Source organism: Longirhabdus pacifica, assembly GCF_004115085.1.
Classification (GTDB): Bacteria; Bacillota; Bacilli; order Paenibacillales; family DSM-105158; genus Longirhabdus; species Longirhabdus pacifica.
In genome coordinates this window covers 17,735-38,195 of sequence record NZ_QXJP01000006.1, presented here as the reverse complement: position 1 = coordinate 38,195, position 20,461 = coordinate 17,735, and the positions used below count along the sequence as shown (strand labels likewise).

20 protein-coding genes are annotated in these 20,461 nt (G+C 37.7%); 10 read left to right on the top strand and 10 right to left on the bottom strand.

Annotated elements, in window-relative coordinates; all coding sequences use genetic code 11:
- Window positions 1-107 precede the first annotated feature (107 nt).
- Window positions 108-272, bottom strand: a complete 165-nt coding sequence (locus tag D1Z92_RS17255) for a hypothetical protein (protein ID WP_164931479.1) — start codon at window positions 270-272, stop codon at window positions 108-110.
- A 337-nt stretch (window positions 273-609) separates the two neighbouring features.
- On the opposite strand from D1Z92_RS17255, the gene adh reads away from it, so the two are divergent.
- The 7 genes from adh (at window position 610) to nrdG (ending at window position 9,192) form a co-directional block, all read left to right on the top strand.
- Window positions 610-2,130, top strand: a complete 1,521-nt coding sequence (gene adh, locus D1Z92_RS06300; RefSeq protein WP_128894820.1) for an aldehyde dehydrogenase — start codon at window positions 610-612, stop codon at window positions 2,128-2,130.
- 1 nt (window position 2,131) lies between these two features.
- Window positions 2,132-2,464 (top strand): DUF779 domain-containing protein, encoded by a 333-nt coding sequence (locus D1Z92_RS06295; protein ID WP_128894819.1) that lies wholly within the window; start codon window positions 2,132-2,134, stop codon window positions 2,462-2,464.
- Between the two features lie 640 nt (window positions 2,465-3,104).
- Window positions 3,105-3,488 carry a class Ib ribonucleoside-diphosphate reductase assembly flavoprotein NrdI gene (gene nrdI, locus D1Z92_RS06290; RefSeq protein ID WP_128894818.1) on the top strand — a complete coding sequence of 128 codons (384 nt, stop codon included), beginning with the start codon at window positions 3,105-3,107 and terminating at the stop codon, window positions 3,486-3,488.
- Window positions 3,489-3,495: 7 nt separating this feature from the next.
- Entirely contained in the window at window positions 3,496-5,550 is a 2,055-nt protein-coding gene (gene nrdE, locus D1Z92_RS06285; protein ID WP_240666597.1) for a class 1b ribonucleoside-diphosphate reductase subunit alpha, read from the top strand.
- A 15-nt stretch (window positions 5,551-5,565) separates the two neighbouring features.
- On the top strand, window positions 5,566-6,561 hold the full coding sequence (nrdF, locus tag D1Z92_RS06280; RefSeq protein WP_128894816.1) for a class 1b ribonucleoside-diphosphate reductase subunit beta: 996 nt from the start codon (window positions 5,566-5,568) through the stop codon (window positions 6,559-6,561).
- Between the two features lie 169 nt (window positions 6,562-6,730).
- Window positions 6,731-8,683, top strand: coding sequence for an anaerobic ribonucleoside triphosphate reductase (locus D1Z92_RS06275; protein ID WP_128894815.1), 1,953 nt, complete (start codon window positions 6,731-6,733; stop codon window positions 8,681-8,683).
- Window positions 8,683-9,192, top strand: coding sequence for an anaerobic ribonucleoside-triphosphate reductase activating protein (gene nrdG, locus D1Z92_RS06270; protein WP_128894947.1), 510 nt, complete (start codon window positions 8,683-8,685; stop codon window positions 9,190-9,192). The genes D1Z92_RS06275 and nrdG overlap by 1 nt, the downstream gene beginning before the upstream one ends.
- A 72-nt stretch (window positions 9,193-9,264) precedes the next feature.
- Here the strand turns inward: nrdG and D1Z92_RS06265 are convergent, their stop codons facing one another.
- A complete protein-coding gene (locus D1Z92_RS06265; protein ID WP_128894814.1) occupies window positions 9,265-10,071 on the bottom strand; it encodes a DUF975 family protein in 807 nt (268 codons plus the stop codon).
- Window positions 10,072-10,306: 235 nt separating this feature from the next.
- On the opposite strand from D1Z92_RS06265, the gene D1Z92_RS06260 reads away from it, so the two are divergent.
- Both D1Z92_RS06260 and D1Z92_RS06255 read left to right on the top strand, forming a co-directional pair.
- The gene (locus tag D1Z92_RS06260; RefSeq protein ID WP_128894813.1) at window positions 10,307-11,038 is read left to right on the top strand and encodes a VanZ family protein; all 732 of its coding nucleotides are present in this window, start codon (window positions 10,307-10,309) and stop codon (window positions 11,036-11,038) included.
- Between the two features lie 502 nt (window positions 11,039-11,540).
- Window positions 11,541-12,293 (top strand): hypothetical protein, encoded by a 753-nt coding sequence (locus D1Z92_RS06255; protein ID WP_128894812.1) that lies wholly within the window; start codon window positions 11,541-11,543, stop codon window positions 12,291-12,293.
- Window positions 12,294-12,503: 210 nt separating this feature from the next.
- Here D1Z92_RS06255 and D1Z92_RS06250 read toward each other — a convergent pair whose 3' ends face one another.
- From D1Z92_RS06250 to D1Z92_RS06235, 4 genes are read right to left on the bottom strand one after another with little or no spacing between them, the layout of a single operon-like run.
- The gene (locus D1Z92_RS06250) at window positions 12,504-13,262 is read right to left on the bottom strand and encodes a LamB/YcsF family protein (protein ID WP_128894811.1); all 759 of its coding nucleotides are present in this window, start codon (window positions 13,260-13,262) and stop codon (window positions 12,504-12,506) included.
- Window positions 13,249-14,316 (bottom strand): 5-oxoprolinase subunit C family protein, encoded by a 1,068-nt coding sequence (locus D1Z92_RS06245; RefSeq protein WP_128894810.1) that lies wholly within the window; start codon window positions 14,314-14,316, stop codon window positions 13,249-13,251. The genes D1Z92_RS06250 and D1Z92_RS06245 overlap by 14 nt, the downstream gene beginning before the upstream one ends.
- Window positions 14,313-15,044 carry a 5-oxoprolinase subunit PxpB gene (gene pxpB / locus D1Z92_RS06240; protein WP_128894809.1) on the bottom strand — a complete coding sequence of 244 codons (732 nt, stop codon included), beginning with the start codon at window positions 15,042-15,044 and terminating at the stop codon, window positions 14,313-14,315. The genes D1Z92_RS06245 and pxpB overlap by 4 nt, the downstream gene beginning before the upstream one ends.
- A 43-nt stretch (window positions 15,045-15,087) precedes the next feature.
- Window positions 15,088-15,486, bottom strand: a complete 399-nt coding sequence (locus D1Z92_RS06235; protein ID WP_128894808.1) for a DoxX-like family protein — start codon at window positions 15,484-15,486, stop codon at window positions 15,088-15,090.
- Window positions 15,487-15,821: 335 nt separating this feature from the next.
- On the opposite strand from D1Z92_RS06235, the gene D1Z92_RS06230 reads away from it, so the two are divergent.
- Complete coding sequence (locus D1Z92_RS06230) at window positions 15,822-16,262, top strand: DUF3997 domain-containing protein (protein WP_128894807.1); 441 nt, start codon at window positions 15,822-15,824, stop codon at window positions 16,260-16,262.
- A gap of 141 nt (window positions 16,263-16,403) precedes the next feature.
- Here D1Z92_RS06230 and D1Z92_RS06225 read toward each other — a convergent pair whose 3' ends face one another.
- From D1Z92_RS06225 to D1Z92_RS06210, 4 genes are all read right to left on the bottom strand, one after another.
- A complete protein-coding gene (locus D1Z92_RS06225) occupies window positions 16,404-17,435 on the bottom strand; it encodes a S66 family peptidase (protein WP_128894806.1) in 1,032 nt (343 codons plus the stop codon).
- A gap of 1,001 nt (window positions 17,436-18,436) precedes the next feature.
- The gene (locus D1Z92_RS06220; protein WP_128894805.1) at window positions 18,437-19,513 is read right to left on the bottom strand and encodes a hypothetical protein; all 1,077 of its coding nucleotides are present in this window, start codon (window positions 19,511-19,513) and stop codon (window positions 18,437-18,439) included.
- Window positions 19,500-19,955 (bottom strand): anti-sigma factor, encoded by a 456-nt coding sequence (locus D1Z92_RS06215; protein ID WP_128894804.1) that lies wholly within the window; start codon window positions 19,953-19,955, stop codon window positions 19,500-19,502. The genes D1Z92_RS06220 and D1Z92_RS06215 overlap by 14 nt, the downstream gene beginning before the upstream one ends.
- Entirely contained in the window at window positions 19,930-20,460 is a 531-nt protein-coding gene (locus D1Z92_RS06210; protein ID WP_128894803.1) for an RNA polymerase sigma factor, read from the bottom strand. Before D1Z92_RS06210 ends, D1Z92_RS06215 begins: the two co-directional genes overlap by 26 nt.
- Window position 20,461 lies beyond the last annotated feature (1 nt).

Genomic DNA, 20,461 nt, shown 5'->3' with positions numbered 1-20,461 from the left:
TGGATTAATACAGGATGAGATGATGTGTAATGTACCCAAGGACAGATTTCGATTGCGCTATCCTTGGGAACACACCATGCCTTACCCTCTGTCTTTTGTATACTGCCTTATCCTCTATTCTCTGTAAACCAAGCTAAATAAAGCAAACTATGTTCTATGTCTTCATCAAAAAAGTGTTGTAATAAATCGTTTATTAATTCTCCTTCCTCTCTACCTGTCATTTCGGCGGCTAGCTTTAATTTTGCTGCCACTTCTGGATGTCGTTCGCTCAATATCATTTCCCTCCTTTTTCCACTTTTTAAAGTACGTTTTTTTACTTTTTTACTTTTTTTTACTGTTATTGTATTATCATTTAAGATAACATGAAATAGTCATACGACTTCTCCTATATGAATATCATAATGAAGGTAGGATAGACTGTCCATCATCACTTTCTTTTTATTATAATTTAATTATTCAATTAATTCTGAATAATTAACAAAAGTGTGTGAGATCAAGCAATCTATACCTTATTCCTGATGAACAAGGACAAGAAATTTGACAGCACATCATCATGATTTACGACTATCAAATTCAGAAAAATCAACTTATTTTAAGGGAGGATACATCATGTTATACGCAAAGCCAAATACAGAAGGAGCAAAAGTAGCATTTAAAGACAGATATGATAATTTTATTAACGGAAAATGGGTACCACCTGTAAACGGAGAATATTTCGAAAATATAACGCCTATCACTGGACAAACGTATTGTCAAGCTGCTCGCTCTACAGCCCAAGATATTGAACTTGCGCTAGATGCAGCACATGAAGCGAAACATAGTTGGGGAAAAACGAGCGCAGCACAGCGTTCATGGATATTGCATAAAATTGCTGATCGCATGAGCAATAACATGGAAATGCTAGCATTAGCAGAGTCTTGGGAGAACGGTAAACCAATACGTGAAGCTTTGGCTGGGGACATTCCTCTTGCTATCGATCATTTTCATTATTTTGCTGGTTGTATTCGTGCTGAAGAAGGAAGTTTAGCAGAAATAGATGAAGATACAGTCGCATATCACTTTAATGAACCAATCGGTGTAGTCGGACAGATTATTCCTTGGAATTTCCCTATCCTTATGGCTGCTTGGAAGCTGGCTCCAGCGTTAGCAGCAGGAAACTGTGTCGTATTAAAACCTGCAGAGCAAACACCAGCATCCATTATGGTGTTGATGGAGTTAATTTCCGATCTACTCCCTCCTGGTGTGTTGAACATCGTCAATGGATTTGGAATTGAAGCAGGTAAACCGCTAGCATCTAGTAATCGCATAGGAAAAATCGCATTTACAGGGGAAACAACAACAGGAAAATTAATTATGCAATATGCATCACAAAACATTATTCCCGTTACATTAGAATTAGGTGGAAAGTCACCTAACATTTTCTTTGAAGATATAATGGATCAAGAAGATGAATTTATCGATAAAGCGTTGGAAGGAATTACGATGTTCGCCTTAAATCAAGGGGAAACATGCACATCGCCTTCACGCGCACTCATACATGAATCTATTTATGATGCTTTTATGGAAAGAGCAATTGAGAGAGTAAGAAACATTAAGCAAGGAAATCCGTTAGATACAGATACGATGATAGGTGCACAGTCATCCGTAGAACAAATGGAAAAAATACTTTCCTATATTGACATTGCCAAAAAAGAAGGCGGTGAAATTTTAACGGGTGGAAAACGATGCACAGTATCAGAGGAACTTCAAGGTGGATACTACATTGAACCAACTATTATAAAAGGCGAAAATTCCATGCGATTTTTCCAAGAAGAAATTTTCGGTCCTGTCTTAGCCGTTACCACTTTCCGAACGAAAGAAGAAGCAATGCAAATAGCTAACGACACATTATATGGATTAGGTGCTGGTGTATGGTCTAGAGATATCAATACAGCGTACCGTTTTGGTCGTGGCATTCAATCTGGTAGAGTGTGGACGAATTGTTATCATATCTACCCTGCTCATGCAGCCTTTGGTGGTTATAAAATGTCTGGAATTGGCCGCGAGACACATAAGATGATGCTTTCTCATTATCAACAAACGAAAAATATTATTGTCAGCTATAGTACGAAAGCATCGGGACTTTTATAATATGAAGAAAGTAATAGCAACGCAAGAAGCGATTTCACTTATTGGGTTGCTAAAGCAGAAACATGGAGATTTATTGTTTCACCAATCCGGAGGATGTTGCGACGGAAGCACTCCTATGTGCTATCCTCGAAATGAGTTTATGATTGGAGATAACGATGTGCATCTAGGCGACATTGCGGAAACTCCTTTTTATATAAGTAAGCAACAATATGAATACATGAAGCATACCGTGCTTATTGTTGACGCGAAAGATGGTGTAGGTGGTATGTTTTCGTTAGAAAGCGCGGAAAGAAAGCGTTTTTTTACTCACTCAGAAGTCATCTCTTCCCCATAAAAACCGACACTACTTATAAAAATAAGTCATTAGTACCAATCTAGAGATAACATCGTTGAATATGGTTTCAGCCTGCCACCATCTTGGCAGGCTTTTTTTGTGATAAAAAAATAAAAAAATAACCCCCTATTCCCTCTATATCTTATATATAGCGGAAACTATCAACCTATTACTTTGTCAAAACGGAGAATAGACGAAAAAACGGAAATTCAAATGATTTGATTGATAAATATATTGTTTTTTTTATTGTTTTTCTCTCTCTCTCTATTTTTTACATGTCGAACACAAGTTGACACCAACCATATGTTGTAGTAGATTAACAATCAGCAACTATATATGGTAGTGACATGTTCAATGTTTGTCGATAACCGTCAAACCCTCTCCAGCTATGAGTGCTCGACGATACATGCCTGAAATCTTCCATATGCACCGATGCGGATATACCGCCTACACACCTATCTTCAAAACAACTGAAGAACAACAACACACAAACTACACTTGCTTCCATTCATAACAAACAATATGTTACGAGGCGCGGACCAGCATGCGTAAAAATACAACGGTAAATGAAAGTAACATAGAAAACGGGGTTACATACTGTTTTTTCTTGTGGAAATACATACGAAAATGGTGATATGATATGATGGTTGTCTATGCTTCCAAAACAGGTAATGTAGAAAGATTTATGAGTAAACTTCCAGTACGAAAAATGAAAATTACAAATGAACTGTTCATGCATGAACCTTTCGTTCTGGTTACATACACAACAGGATTTGGACAAGTTCCTACCGAAGTACAGTCTTTTTTGGAACGTAATGATCGTTATTTAAGGGGGGTTGCTGCAAGTGGCAACCAAAATTGGGGCACGTCGTACGGTAAAGCTGGCGATACCATTGCCGCCCAATATCAAGTCCCTATTGTTCATAAATTTGAGCTAAGTGGAACAAAACAAGATGCAGAAAAATTTTTACTAGGAGTTGAACAGATTGAACAATCATGTTTCCAAATGGATCGAGCTCAATAATGAAATCATGATGCAGAAAGACGGGCAATTCCAATTTGATAAAGATAAGGAAGCAGTGAAAAGCTATTTTATCGATTATGTCAACAAAAACACCGTCTTCTTTCATGACTTGAAAGAAAAACTAGACTATCTAGTAGAAAACAATTACTACGAGCAGGAATTGCTCAATCAATATAGCTTTGAAGAAATCAAAAACGTGTACCAATACGTGTATGATCAAAAATTTCGCTTTCCGTCTTTCATGAGTGCATTTAAGTTTTACCATAACTACTCTCTACGCACGAACGAAGGGGACAAGTTTTTAGAAAGATATGAAGACCGTATCGCTATTTGCTCATTAGCGCTCGCACAAGGCGACGGTAAAAAAGCACTAGACATTGCGAATGTGTTAATTACACAGCAGTACCAGCCGGCTACCCCTACGTTCTTAAACGTAGGAAGAAAAAGACGCGGTGAACTCGTAAGCTGCTTTTTACTAGAAGTAGACGACTCCATGAATGCTATCGGATATGCGATCAATTCCGCACTTCAGCTATCTAAAATTGGCGGTGGAGTGAGTCTTAACCTCAGTAAATTACGTGCAGCAGGTGAGCCTATCAAAGAGATCGAAGGCAAAGCAAGCGGTGTATTACCTGTGATGAAAATACTAGAAGATTCATTTTCATACGCGAATCAACTAGGCCAACGTGACGGATCAGGAGCGGTATATCTCAATGTATTCCATCCTGACATCAACGGATTTTTAGAAACGAAAAAAATTAACGCCGATGAGAAAATACGTATTAAAACACTTTCTTTAGGTGTTGTTGCACCAGATAAATTTTTTGAGCTAGCAGAAAAAGATAAAGATATGTATTTATTCTACCCATATTCTGTACACAAAGCGTACGGTCAACATTTAGACGATATGGACATTTCCAGTATGTATGACGAGTTGGTCAACAACCCGGAAGTGAAGAAAAAGAAAATCGCTGCTCGTGACTTGTTGATTAAAATCGCACAACTGCAAATGGAATCTGGTTATCCTTACATTATGTTCTCGGATAACACCAATAAAGACCATGCGTTGAAACAAGTAGGAAGAGTGAAATTCTCTAATCTATGTAGTGAAATTGCACAGCTGAGCGAAGTTTCCAACATTACCGACTATCATTTACCTGATGAGATTGGTAGAGATATTTCTTGTAATCTTGGTTCGTTAAACATTGTTAACGTGATGAAAGAAAACAATATGCAGCAAACCGTACACTTAGCGATGGAAGCACTAACGGAAGTGAGTGATCGCACGTCTATATCCCACGTCCCTTCTGTCGCGAAAGCGAATGAAGACATGCATTCCGTTGGACTAGGTGCAATGAACCTACACGGATTTTTAGCGAAAAATAAGTTGAACTACGAATCCAAAGAAGCAAGAGATTTCGTACGTACATTCTTTATGCTAATGAACTATTACTCCTTAGAGAAATCCATGCTGATGGCAAAAGAACGCGGTAAAACATTCGTGGATTATGAGCGTAGTGAATATGCGAACGGCAATTATTTCGATAAATATAAAACGGAAAATTATCATCCGCAAACCGAACTAGTACAAGCTTTATTTGAAGGATTCGAGCTTCCAAGTATCGAAGATTGGCAGCAGTTGAAGGAGAATGTGATGGAGTACGGAGTGTACCACGCGTATCGTTTAGCGGTTGCACCAACTGGCAGCATCTCTTATTTACAGTCTGCAACAGCTTCCATTTCTCCGATTACGCAAAAAATAGAAGAGAGAGAATACGGCGATTCCAAAACGTATTATCCGATGCCGTACATTGGCGCAGATAACTTCTTCTATTACAAAGAAGCGTATGACATGGATATGTTTAAGGTCATTGACCTCGTTGCGGAGGCGCAAGTACACGTGGATCAAGCAATTTCTACCATTTTATTTGTGAAGGATGATCTCAGTACACGTGATATTGCAAAATACTATATTTATGCCAACAAAAAAGGGCTTAAAACGCTATATTATACACGAACGAAAAAGAAAACGATTGATGAATGCATTTCATGTGCGGTCTAGAAAGGACGATGGAAGATGAACAAAGTGTACGAAGCAGTAAACTGGGATCGACCAAGTAACGATTATATTGAAATGCTATGGAATCAAAACACAAGTCAATTTTGGCTGGATACCGAAATCCCTGTTTCTAAAGACTTAAAAACGTGGGATACATTATCAGACGAAGAAAAGCTCGTTTTCATGCGTGTGTTAGGTGGTCTGACACTACTCGATACGGAGCAAGGAAATGTTGGTATGCCTATGATCGCCATGCATGTGAAAGATCAACAGAAAAAAGCGGTTCTCATTTTCCAAGCCGCAATGGAAGAAATTCATGCGAAAAGCTACAGTACTATTTTCACTACCGTAGCCGATCAAAGTAAAATCGATAACATTTTTCAATGGGTAAAAGAAGAGCCTCATTTGCAGAAGAAGACAAAATGGATCGATGACATCTATAAAAATATTCAACCCAACGACGATTACAGCTTATATCAAGCGATGGTCGCTTCCGTCTTCTTAGAAAGTTTCTTATTTTATTCTGGTTTCTTCTATCCGCTGTACATTTCTGGACAAGGTAAAATGGTTGCCAGCGGTGAAATCATAAAGCTTATTTTACGTGATGAGTCCGTTCACGGCGTATTTGTGGGACTGCTTGCGCAAGAATTATATCAATCGTTCTCTCCTGAAAAACAACAAGAGGCGAAAGAGTTTGTCTACACCTTCCTTAACACCCTATATGAAAATGAAGTGGGGTATACAGAAACAGTGTACGATAGCATCAACCTGACACATGAAGTGAAAAAGTACGTAAGATACAATGCGAATAAAGCATTAATGAACATTGGCATGGAACCTCACTTTGAAGAAGAAGACATTAACCCTGTTGTGCTTAACGGTATTCGTACGGAAACGAGCACACACGATTTCTTCAGTACAAAAGGAAAAGGGTATCAAAAAGGAAAAGTGGAACCACTACGTGATGAAGATTTCGCTTTTGTCAATGAATTGGTAGAGCAATCTTCTAACTAACCTTATAACCTAGAATAAGAGCACTTAAAACGAAACATAACGACCAAAAACAACGATGACGGATGAATGATAATGTTGATCTATTACGCTGAAACGGATAGATCTTTCCTCCTCATCGTTATCATTTACAATACATTGTGAAATAAATCACAATATAGGAGGAGTCATCATGTCTACAGCGGAAAAGAAATTAATAGAGCTCAGCCATGACATTATGCAAGGAGAAAATATTGATGTATTAAACGAAAATGCGAACTTAAATGGAAAATCATTTTCTGGCAAGATGAGTAAGCTCGGCAGCGAATATGCAAGGTGGTATGCTAAACGGTTTATCATGCCGCAAGACGTCACAAAAGCGATAGACGATAACCTCATCTACGTTCACGACCTAGATCATTACGCACTCGGTACAACAAACTGTATCTTTATCCCTTTTCATGACTTGCTTGCAAAAGGCTTTAACACTGGTAATGGCAGTATCCGCACTGCTAACTCGATTTCTAGTGCGATGTCGCTTGTCGCTATCATTTTTCAATCTCAGCAAAATGCACAATTCGGCGGCGTTTCCGCCAATAAGCTGGACTATGACCTTGCTCCCTATGTACAAAAGTCATTCCAAAAACATTTCACTACCGGTTCTCGTTACATAACAGAACAACAAGTACAAGAAGCGAACAATCTCATTCCCTCTATGGACAATGAAGAGGTAAAACAACTTTGCCCAAAAACGTACCAGTATGCGTATGAGCAAACGGTAAAAGAAACGTACCAAGCAGCAGAAAGCCTCGTTCATAATTTAAATACGATGTCGAGCCGTGCAGGTGGACAAATTCCGTTTACTAGTATTAATTATGGCACTTGCACCAGTAGTGAAGGCAGACTTGTGATCGAAGCGATTTTGCAAGCAACGATGAATGGACTTGGTCATGGAGAAACGCCTATTTTCCCTATTCAAATTTTTAAATGCAAGCAGCATGTCAATCAGGAACCACAAGATACAAACTATGATCTTTTTCTCAAAGCCATTTCGTGTGCATCCAAGCGACTGTATCCGAACTTTGCTAATCTCGATGCACCGTTTAATCTGCAACATTACGACCCAGATAACCCAGACAGCGAATTTGCTACGATGGGCTGTAGAACTCGCGTGATTAGCGATCGATTTGGACAACAAGACTTGTCTGGTAAAGGGAATCTATCTTTTAATACCATTAACCTCGTTAAACTTGGTATGGAACATGGCATTTGTCTTGGAGAAAGAAAAGAAGCAGATGAAGTTGGCTTTATGAATGCATTGCAGTCCTCGCTGGAACTTGCTTTTAAAGGGCTGATGCATCGCTATCATTTGCAGTTGTCGCAAAAGGCCAACGCCTCGGACTTCATGATGCGGGAAGGCGTATGGAAAAATGGAGATAAACTCTCCCCTCACGACACGGTAGAAGATTGTTTGAAACATGGTAGTATATCCATCGGCTTTATCGGGCTAGCAGAATGTATGAAAGCCATGTACGGCAAACATCATGCAGAAGATGAAATCATATATCAAAAAGCGCTGTCTATCGTGAAAGTGATGAGGAAATATTGCGACGAACAATCCGAAGCAGCAGACGTAAACCTTACTCTATTTGCGACGCCTGCGGAAGGACTTTCAGGAAAATTCACAAAGAAAGATGCAGCAACGTTTGGCTTCATAGAAGGAATTACCGATCGAGCCTACTATACGAATTCTTTTCACGTACCGGTGTACTATGACTTACCGTGCTATCAGAAAATACAAATAGAAGCCCCTTTCCACGCTCTATGCAATGCGGGAGCCATTTCATATATCGAATTAGATGGGAATGCGAGGCAAAATCAAACAGCATTTCAGTCTATCATTCAGTATGCATTACAACAACATATTAGCTACTTTAGTATCAATCACCCTATTGATCGCTGCATACACTGTGGTTATGAAGGCATTATCGGAGAAACGTGTCCAAAGTGCAGCCGTGCTGAAACGCAAGAACAGCCATTTCATCGTTTACGAAGAGTCACAGGTTACCTCACCGGTTCGTATACCGAACGATTCAATACTGCCAAGCAAGCGGAAGTTCGTGAGCGGGTGAAACACAGCATATGATACACCTCGGTGGATATATTGCAGAAAGTGTGAATGAAGGCACAGGACTGCGAACGGTACTTTTTATTAGCGGCTGTCGTCATTATTGTACCAACTGTTTTAATACAGCGTGTTGGGACTTTCATTACGGACAGCCTTTTACAGACAACTTGCAAGAACATATCATCAACAACATAGCAGAAAATCCTTTAATCGAGGGGATCAGTCTTGTAGGAGGCGATCCTTTCTTTTCTGCTGGAGAAGTTGCTGCTTTTATAAGAAAAATGAAAGCTCAACTTCCACACATCCATATATGGATATATAGCGGATTTACGTATGAAGCCATCATACAGGATGAAGGCATGCTCTCCTTATTATGCTTATGTGACGTGTTAGTAGATGGAAAGTTTATAGAAGCGGAAAAGGATCTCTCCTTACCTTTTCGTGGCAGTCGCAACCAACGCATCATTGATATCAAGCAAAGTCTGGAAAAAAAGAGCGTAATCACCCTGTCAGGTGTTTACGTATAGCAAAGAGGACCACACTCTGTAGGTCCTCCTTCATTACAACAATCATGACTAAACGTAGTTCAGCAATATCGTTTAAAACTCCCTTTTTCCATTATTCAATACAACGTTGCTTCTAGTTTGTTGTTGTGCACCTTGTAATTCTTCGTAAAAGTGAGCCTGTGCCATCGCCATGTATGGAGCAAGCCAGATTATTAACATTCCAAACGTAAAAAATGATAGTGCAAACCATCCTAAAAAGGAAAGATGTAATTTAAAAAGTCTAAATTTATGGCCATACATCATTTCTACACTTTTCTTTAACGCTTGCTTTCCACCATATTGGGGGTTATCTCGCAATATGTAGATGGCCATCACATAACGATACATTAAATACATAGCAACGAGGAAAGGTACAAAACTACCAATAGTAAGGATGACATAAAATGCCTCAACAAATACATAATCAGCACGTTCAGATACATAAATTAAGATCCATATTATAGGTATGCATAAGAGCCCTATAAATTGATATGAGTATATGATAATAGCGGAACCTAGTTTTTTAAAACCGTCAAGAATATATCGCATTTCTTTCTTGTTTCTTATAAACTGTAATGAAAATGAGTGTTGGCCAAACCATAAAGGAAAATAAATGAAATAAGAAATGATTTGAAAAAAAATCATTGATAAGAAAGGAAATATGAAAACAAAATCACTATCATCTGATGGTGTTCCATTAAATCCAATAGCGATGATCAAAACAATGAACCATATAATATAAAACGCCGATAAAACTGCACCCGCAATTATATTACTTATCACAAATGAGCCTAGTACAATCCCCCAGTTCCCCTTCATACTATTTCGTGCTGCTGCACGTATCTCTGCACTGCTTTTCATCTTTTAATCTAACTCCTTTTTTACATTTTATCGTATGGAATATTCATTTATTTAATATACCAAACCCACCGCTATGATCCCAATTAATTTTTGTAAGAATTACATATATATACTTTTTTATTGTCATTCTCACATTTCTATACCTTTGCAACTCTATTTTTGTTACAATAAAGACGTGTTTTTTCTTTATATGACATCATGAGATCCCATCTACATATACGGGAGGTCCTTTGACTTGAAGAGAATACTGGTTGTATTACCAGCTTTATATATATTATTTGAAATGATAGACGCTCGTTATGGTTATAATTTTCATAACCAGTCGTTGTCTTCCAGCGAGATTTTCGACATTGTGCTCAATGTTCTGTTTGTTACCATTCCACTATTTTTTATTGTGTTAAGAAGAAAAAGATATTCGTTATACGATATCGTTGTACATGCCAGTTTTTTTGCTTATGCAGTGATCGTATTTAATTTGACGTTGTACGTTATTCCATTTAGCGATTTTTTCAATATGATTACCCATATCCGATCTTACTCTTGGCAAGATTATTTAGCCACTCGTCTGAATTACGGTATAGGTTTTAATTACACACCGTTTAAGATTTTTACACATTACGATATATGGGACACACAAATTGTAGGCAATTTTTTGATGCTTATGCCACTAGGCGTATATTTTCATCTTATTTATAGGAAAAGGAAAACGTTCGTCCATGCTTTCGCGTTGTTTTTGTTCGTTGCCTTATCTATCGAAAGCTTGCAGTTCGTCTTTTCTTATCTTATTCCTTATGCAGGAATTGGGAGAAGTGCCGATATTGATGATGTCATTTTAAACACACTTGGAGCTTGTATAGCATATATCATTATGGTCTGGCTGACTTATATCTTTAACCGTCAACGTTCTCGCATCACAACACATCGCAGCAATACACACAGTAATGTGAAAGATGGGCATATTTCATAATGAATTCGATCAACTTATACTGCTAATGTATAAGATGGATGAACTTGCTCAACCAACTTATTACCTCTATGCATAAGATGGAGAAATCTCAACATCACACGCTTTACGCCTGGCTACTGAGGCGTATACTTGTATTAGATCATTTCTTCATCTTATATAGATTTCATTATTTTGAAGAAACATACAAAAATCTATTAGCAGTAGTTATGTACAACATTTACGAACATAGTTGGATGCTGTGTTTCTTTGCATTCATAAATGGTAAATATGGTAAAATTTAATCATAATTAAGTATTTTATTTTTTTATACATTTTTGTAAAAACAAACTTGTTGAAAATTCAGATTATTAGTGTAATACTTAAAATTATAAATTATCATTTAATTTATACAATTATTTCTTTAATTTTTTAGGGGGTGTGTGGTTTCAAGTAAAGTTATTTACTTATATTGTTTTAGTCAACTTATTTGCTTTATTTATCCATTCTAACAGGAGGTCTTTTTATGAAAAAAATTACGTTTATACTTGCCATTTTAAGTTTTATGTTATTCCCACTTTCTAGTTTTGCAGAAGTAAGTAATCGTCAATTTAATGTAATGGAAGAAAACAATATGCTTCCTCTTACATGTAATATAGAAAATTACAGGACACCACTTGGGGATTATGATTATGTTGTGCCTAAATCGCATTATGATTATTGTAAAAGTTCTGTTAATCCTATTCCCGGCCCACAAACAGGATGGGAACAATTTCAGAGTTTAACCACGATAGATGCGACTAAACTTTTCAAAACGGAATTGATGCATTATAATTCTCTACCAGAAATTAATCACACTCATATAATTAGTTTGTTAAAAGGTCAATTTTATAAATACAATAAAACGATAACAAAATCAAGCAGCATCAAATTTCATAGTGGATTTAGTCTAGCAGCCAAATTCAAAAAAATCATTAGCTTAAGTTTTGGAGCTGAATTTAATTATGATGGATCATGGAGCGAGACAAAAGAATGGGATTTAGGTTTATATGGACCTGATGAGCATCATTTGAGACGTGATTATTATACAGCAATAGCTTTTGATCGATTTAAAGCATACTATGGAAGCGATTATTATTCTCTTCATATTGATTGGAATGGGAATGGCGGCTGGCCTAACCCTCCTAAAATTCAAACTATGTATGTATACGATATGAAAACGGAATTGATTGATGTTCCCCATCAAATCACAACATATCACGAAACTGTAATCCCTTAAAGCAGGTTAACATTAATCTAGTTATTCACAACATGTAACTTGTTCACATATTTCGTGTTGTAACTAGATCAAATTGCAACCCTTTGTTATATGACAAGCAAGTTGTTTTGCCCATTGTTGAAGGACGAGAGCAGAGCAACTTGCTTTCATTTTCAAGTCTCATACTCCACATATTATCTACATAAGAATTTCCTTATCCTTGCCAGTTACTCAGTCTATTTTTTTTACCCTTATATTTTCCGATTGGAACCGAACCTTCAATGCCTCCACAAACTCAACTGCTTTCATTCCATCACCATGTACACAAATGCTATCTGCTTTTACGTTAATGTCATCTCCATCTATCGTTTTACACGTACCGCTCTGGATCATCGTCAACGCCTGAGATACCGCAGTAGAAGTATCCTTTATCACCGCATCATCTCGCATACGAGAAGTCAAACTGCCATCACTTTTGTACGTTCGATCTGCAAATACTTCATGTGCAAAAGGCACTCCCATCTCTTCACTTGCTTTGGCCAGCATACTTCCTGATAAGCCGTAAACGATAAGATGGGGATCGAAGTCCATGACCGCTCTCGTCACCGCTCTCGCTAAATCCACATCACGGGCTGCCATATTGTACAATGCGCCATGCGGCTTCACATGGTGCAGCGTGCCCCCTTCTGCGCGTACGAAGGCGTGCAAGGCACCAATTTGATACAATACCATATCATAGGCTTCTTGTGAGGAGATTTTCATGTCTCTCCGACCAAACCCTTCTTTGTCTGGCAGTCCAGGATGTGCACCAATTGCTGTTCCCGCTTCCATACATAACCGTACGACTTTTCTCATTTGCGCGGCATCTCCAGCGTGAAATCCACACGCAATGTTGGCAGAAGTAATATGAGGAATGATCATCTCTTCATGTGCCATCCTATATATACCGAATCCTTCTCCTACATCACAGTTCAAATCAATATGCATGATGCTGCATTCCTTTCATTTGTATTGCTAACTTTATTTGCTTCATATTTTTCTCCTGCTGCATAAGTAACTTTTCTGCTTCAGCTAAAGTTACCTCTTTAAACTTCACTACAGTGTGAGGGGCCGCCTGTGCCAGCAATGGTAAATCCGCTAATATGACTTGCGCCATTCTTGGGTAGCCTCCTGTCGTCTGATGGTCGGCCATCAAAATAATGGGATGTCCGTCTGGAGGCACTTGTACGGTTCCGAATGCAACCACATCCGAAATCATCTCTTGCTTATCGTCTACACGTAATGCTTCCCCTTGCAAACGTAAACCCATACGATCGGACTGTGCGCTTATCGTATACGTCTTGGAGAAAAAATGAAGTTGGCTTTGCTTATCGAATTGAGCAAATTCTGTCCCACGTATGCAACGAATACTTAGCACCGATGTAGAAAAAGAGATGGGCGGCCGAACTTGCCACTTACATGCATCATATGTGCGCCGTTTTTTACATTCTGTCCTATTTACGTCATGGTGAGAAGCAGATGGATGTTGCATCACCATCTCATTGGATGCATCAGATGTATCATCACTTGCGTTGGCATCTTCATCGAAGAAGATCTCATCCCCTTTTTCTAATGCTCTTCCATGTAATCCACCTAGTCCTGCCTGCATATTTGTACTTATACTTCCCATCACGGACTGTATCACTAACCGTCTCGAAAAAGCAATGTACGCTCTACATCCATTTGAAATAGCATCTATACTTAACTTTACGCCTTTATCTACCCATATCGGTCTCCATGCTGAAATAGATTCCCCATTTACTTTTGCTTCGACTTCTCCACCACAAATGGCAATCCAACAGTCTTTTTTAAATTCAAGCACCGGTCCAAATAAAGTGACTTCAAGTAGTGGCGCGTTTATTTCATTATGTAATAGCAAATTAGCCGTCTTTGCTGAAATGTGATCCATCACACCACCAACAATGACCCCATATTTTTGGTAACCTACTCTTCCTAAATCCTGTACAGTCGTCAATAAACCAGCTCGATGCAGGAATATACTCATGATGCACCTCCAGTAGTATGACCCCACTCTTCGTATTCACTTGCTGTAATGGGTGTAAACTTCACTTTGTTGCCTGGGCAAATATGCGTAGGAGGATCTTGATCGACATGAAATAGGGAAAGCGGAGTTCTGCCAATGATTTGCCATCCACCTGGCGAAGCAAAAGGATAAATTCCTGTCTGTCTTCCTGCAATACCCACACTTCCAGCAGGGATTTTCTTTCTCGGTGTTGATCTGCGGGGCACAGCAATCCGCTCACTCACTCCACCTAAATAAGGAAACCCGGGCGCAAAACCGATCATATATACAGGATATAGCTTAGCAGTATGTTCTGCTATCACTTCTTCTGGCAGCATACGATGGTAAGCAGCCACCTCACGTAAGTCAGGACCATACTTCCCTCCATAACAAACAGGAATATACACCACTTTCTTAGAAAGATGACGATCATACCAACTTTGTAAAATAAGATGCTCTAAATGCTGATGCACAAAAGCTTCTACTTCTTTACTCTGTTCATAAATACGAAAAACATCATAGTATACGGCAACAGTAGCATACGTCGGTATCGCTTCGATAAATCCTAAGAAAGGATTCGCCTCTATCGCAGCACAAAGATGGTGCACTTTATCATTTATTTCTTCATCCATACTCCGCTCAAAACGCACCACCGATATGCGTTCATTGTAACGTTCTATCGTATAGTTAGGTGACTGTTGTATACCCATTTGTGTTTGTGTCCTCCTTCACCAGTGTTCATCACTTTGAACGTTATCTTTTCTCTTTATATAATGCATAACCGACAAAGGAAAGTACGATTAGACTTAAATTATAATTAAATGGATTGAACGGCTGTACGAAATAGGAAAGATTACCAATGACAGCACCAATCATTAATCCAGCAAAAGCAATGATTTGCAACACATACAAAATAGATTTTCGTGAATAAAATAGCCACAACAAACCAAACAAAATTTCTAACACACCTGTGACCACTACGATCCAATATCCTACATCATAACTCAACGGTATAACATCGGTTATCATCGTAATTTCTTCTTCCTGCATCGTAAGCAGTTTGGGTACTAACCCATGATAAATCCAAACAAATGAAAAGAAATATGCAATCCATGTGTTTAGCGCTATGCCAGCATTACTTTTATTGATCATTCCCTCTCCCCCTATAGTAAGGTAAACGCACTTCTACTCCTCGTGGCTTACCTTTATTGTATGTTTCTTTTATTTTACCAAAGCACTCCGCTTTCCAAAATAGAAAATGCGAGTTGGTTACAGTCTTTTTATCAGAAAGTACTAAATAGTTTTTGTAGTAAATAGATAAAAACGAAAAAGAAAGACCTTTTTTTGTTAGAATTAAGTTATCGCACCACATTCACGAAAAGAGAAATATTTCACAATTTCTAAACAAGTAGATCAACATAAATAAGATTTCTATACAAATAAGCTAACAAGGCATGCTTGCTTAACGTTTAAAGGAGTGGAAGAAGATGAAAGTTAGATCTAACCATATTTATATGATTCTTTTGTTTTGTATTATCACGAGCCTCTTAGGATGTGCTGGTGTACAAGATTACGAAATCGATATAGGAGAAGGATACTTAATTGAGCGACTTTCATCCCATCAAATAGTGATAACAGATGATCATAAGTTTGTAATTTCAGCAAAAGTCATTGAGGTAGGATATAATGAAGAATTCATCATAGCAAAACAAATCGGTTTGATGGATGATCCTGAACTAAGTAATTCATATCAAATTCTTAACGAAAACGATGTACGTTATTGGATAGTCAACAAAAAAAATAAACAAATAATGGGTCCCTTAGTAAACAGCGATTTCCAACAAAAATTAACGGATTTAAATATTAATTTAGAACTAAAAAAAATAGAAGATTTACCAAAGCAGTATGACTTTTTCCGGTCTCAATAGTAATGCAAAATATATCAAACATGGCTCACCTATTTTTACCTTTTGACCTTTGAAAAACATCGTGTCACGATGAAAATAAGACTAAGACTTGTTATTAAAGGATTAGGCGAATTATTCATACAGTTTACGACATTTCATTTATCAACTTACTCCGCTTTCCAAAATAGAAAATGTATGTTGATTACAGTCTATTTCAGCTAAAGCACCATATGGCAGAATACATTTCGGTTCCGTATGCCCAAAATTTAAATTGTACAATATCGGCAAGTCTTGCAGATCATACTCTCTCATCACGCTCAAAATTTCAATCTTATACTCTTCCACATACCTCTCGTCCTGAGGCTTAGCGAAAATCATTCCGTTTGCTTGTTGTAATATGCCCTGTGCGGCATAATTGCGCAGCCAATATCTTATACAATGTGGTTCTGGTTGCTCTTCTGACGTTTCAAAAAAAAGAATACAATCATGCCACATCTTTTCCTCCGGCCATAGCACTGTTCCTTTCGCGAATTCCAACACTTCGATGCATCCACCAAGTAAGTGCCCTTGCACAATCCCCTTACCTTGGAGCAGTTCATACCCTGTATTCGTATGCATTTTTCTCCGTAGGTTTTTGTTTTCCTCTATCCACTCTATACGCTCACTACTCCATGTTTTAGCAGGTTGTATTTCTCCAATTTGCTTACTTTGAAAAAGGGTTCGTTTTACCATCTCTGTTGTATAGGCTGGCATCTCCACGTTTTCAGCAAAATCAGTTAGAACCGCAGGTCCATAAAAAGAAGAAAGTCCCACTTTAAAACAAAACAAGTGAACAATTGTAATATCGGAATACCCCATCAGCACTTTAGGCTGACAACGTATTACATCAAAATCAATATAAGGCAATAATCGAATACTATCTTCCCCACCTATATTCGCGATGATTCCCTTTATGCTAGTATCTTGAAATGCCATCATTAAATCCATTGCACGTGCTTCTGGATTTTCATAATTGTAAGCTGTGCCTTTCAAACTGTTTGGCATAGGGACAACCACTAAACCAAAAACTTCTTCCAGCCTTTTCACTCCTTGTTCGTATCGCCACCTTAGCTCAGTATCTCCTGCTCCTCCCCAAGAAGGACTAACTGTTGCAATACGATCACCACGTTGTAATTTCTTCGGTTTTATTAACATGCTATTTCCACCTCTATAAGCCACCATATCAACAACTTTTCCATAGTACACTCCCTCAATCTATGTAACATACAACACCATCTAAATTAGTTTTATATCGTTATAATTATTATAATATAAACATTTTCGAAAAATAAGGTTTGTCTTCACTCGATGGTATCTGTCTAGACCAAAGTCATTTTCAACGAGAAGTAATCGCAAAAACGATTGTATACATCCATTTAGTTTTGAAAATAAGAGGACTCTAGTGTTTTTTGTATAATCTATAACATATGACGGATTTCTCTAGCTCTACCAAAGACGAACTATACAAACGATGCAAGTAGTACGAACGGAAGATTGCAGAAACGCCTGCTTTAATTACTTGGCAGGAAGAGCAGTTTTTTTAAAAACAACGTCAATCATTCATCACTTGAGGAGAATTAACATGTTCAAAACTAAAAAAATGAATCTAATATATGGAGTTTTATTACTTATTTCATCGATAAGATCACTAGAATATATTTTAAAAGATGATTACGGTATTTGGGGACATCACATTATTGTTTTTCCATCATGTTTAGCTGGAAGTATTTATTTTATTTATACTAATCTTTTCGGTAAGTAAACACTGCTTTTAAGAAACAGGATAACTCAAACATGAAAGAAAAAGCTACTATCAAGGATTACCAGCAAAATAGTTGGTTGACAAACTATAAAGGAGATCCGTAATGAATAAAGTACGGTGTTTTGATCGATGATACTTAATCAATATACACTCCCCCATCATCATGGTTGATAAAAACCCCGAATGATGCACTTTTTAAAAGTGTCTACTATCCGGGGCTCAGTTTAAAATGCTATATTTTGATTGTTCTATTCCATCGTAACTTCAATAGTGTCTGGAACGTACTACGTTAAATCCATGTTCATTTTAGTATAAGATAGACCATATTTGCGGGGAAGTGGATAGCGTCACATACTGCACGTGTTAGTTCCAAACTCTGAACGATGAGATGTTTTTACATGTACGTCGTTTTCGTTCTTTTGCGATTACCTACTAACAATTTTAATCCCCCAAAAAGCAGTAGCACTGCTACAATTAATTCCTGCAAATTGTATCGTAACCACCTTGCGACATCGGGATAACGATCCCACATCACATCAATGACCAGCTCATTAAAAATGAAAAATAAACCAAATAAGACTAATGCGATACCGACCCATTTTTGATGATCGATAACCCAATCCACAAGTGGCTTGTCTAGCATTTCTAACGCATAATGTGTCATATCATTCGCTTTTTGACTAACATCAAAAAAACTATAAAACCAAATCATAGGAACAATAAATAAGAAGAAGGTAATGTTCATGGCATCTAATAAATAAAGCGATAATAGGAAAAGACCCATAAATTGCAGCCCTCTGCGCTTTAATCCTAAATATAAGTGGCCTACTCCTGGAAAAATAGCACATATCATCGCGATCATTTTACTCTTCTCACCAGATTCAACATGTCGCTGTAAATCATCAAAAAACATTCGATCTTCTATTAACTCGCCTCTTTTTCTAGCATCATAAAGTTGTACTGCGTCAAAGAGCGCAACCAACCATATCATAGGCAATAAAAATAAAAACAGCAGAAAGGCACCTTCATCCACAAAAACAATGAGAAAAAAGACGGTCATCATGACTCCGAAGAATGTAACTAAAAAGCTTAGTGCTCGGTATTTCAACTGTAGAAATAAATGTCCAAGTCCTGGGATAATAGAAAGTAAAATCGTTTGCAGCTTCTCATCCTTGGTAACGTAAGCTGGGTTAAGCTCTTGTGTGTCTAATGGGTTCATCGCAGGCTGTCTAGCTGTTACCATCCAAACTAAAATATGCAAAAAATTAATAATATATATAGCAATTGCTGCAATGACACCAAAAAAGAAGCCAACATCGTCAAACGTTATTATACTTAAACCTACTCCCCCAACGAGAGCACCACTACATAATAAAAAATACAAGATGCCTAGTAGAACATTTCCGACGTACATATGTCCAAATCCAGGAATAAAAGAAAATAAAAATGCTGCTAGTTTACTTTTGTTCACGTTGTGTGTCCTCCTTATTATTCATGTCTACCCAGTTAGAAAAATCATTTGTCCATCTTTCTATGTGGGATGATTGATTTAATGTTGTGATGGTATGTTGTATTTGTGAAGTTTGCTGAAACATAAATTCGAACACACCTGATGACAGCAATGCCATCGTAATGCTTGCGGCGATAACATAATGAACGAATGCGAAACGCTTTCTTCTCTTTATGTCCACCTCTTGTTTGTTCATTTCTACTTCTATTATGCTTTCTATTTTTTGTATGGAAGGTAGATCCATCGCTATACTGCTCTGCATACTTTTTTCTACGCATGCGGTATATAACGATAAACACGAATCACAATCATACAGATGAGCTTCTATTTGCTCTCGTTGTTCTATGCTTAATTGATGATGTATGTAATGTTGGAACTCACTTTCGCTGTAATGTTTCTTCATCGTCATCCCTCCAATGGTTCTTTATCCACTTCTTGGCACGGTAAAGCTTTGACTCTACGCTCTTTATTTCTAGTCCATACTCATTTGCAATTTGCTTATATGATTTCTCTTCTATGTAATATGCATGGATGACTTGTCTGTAATGTTCAGGTATGGCGTCTATGTTTGCATATAGTTGTTTTTTCTCTTCTTTCAAAAGTACTTGTTGTTCTATTGTTTGCTCTGATAGCACGCCCTCCATCTCATCAAATTCATCTGTCAACTGCTCATGTTGTCGGGCTCGTTTTCGTTTTAAATCTATCGCCTTATTCACCGCAATTCTAGCAATCCAAGTTTTTAAACCTTGCTTTTTGTACTGCGGTAAAGCACGGTAGATAGTAATGAATACTTCCTGAGTCACATCTTCGGCGTCAGCTTCATGACGGAGAATAGGAATGACAAGATGATAGATATACGTATAATATTTTTCTGTGAAATAGCCAAATGCTTGTTTATGACCTGCCAAG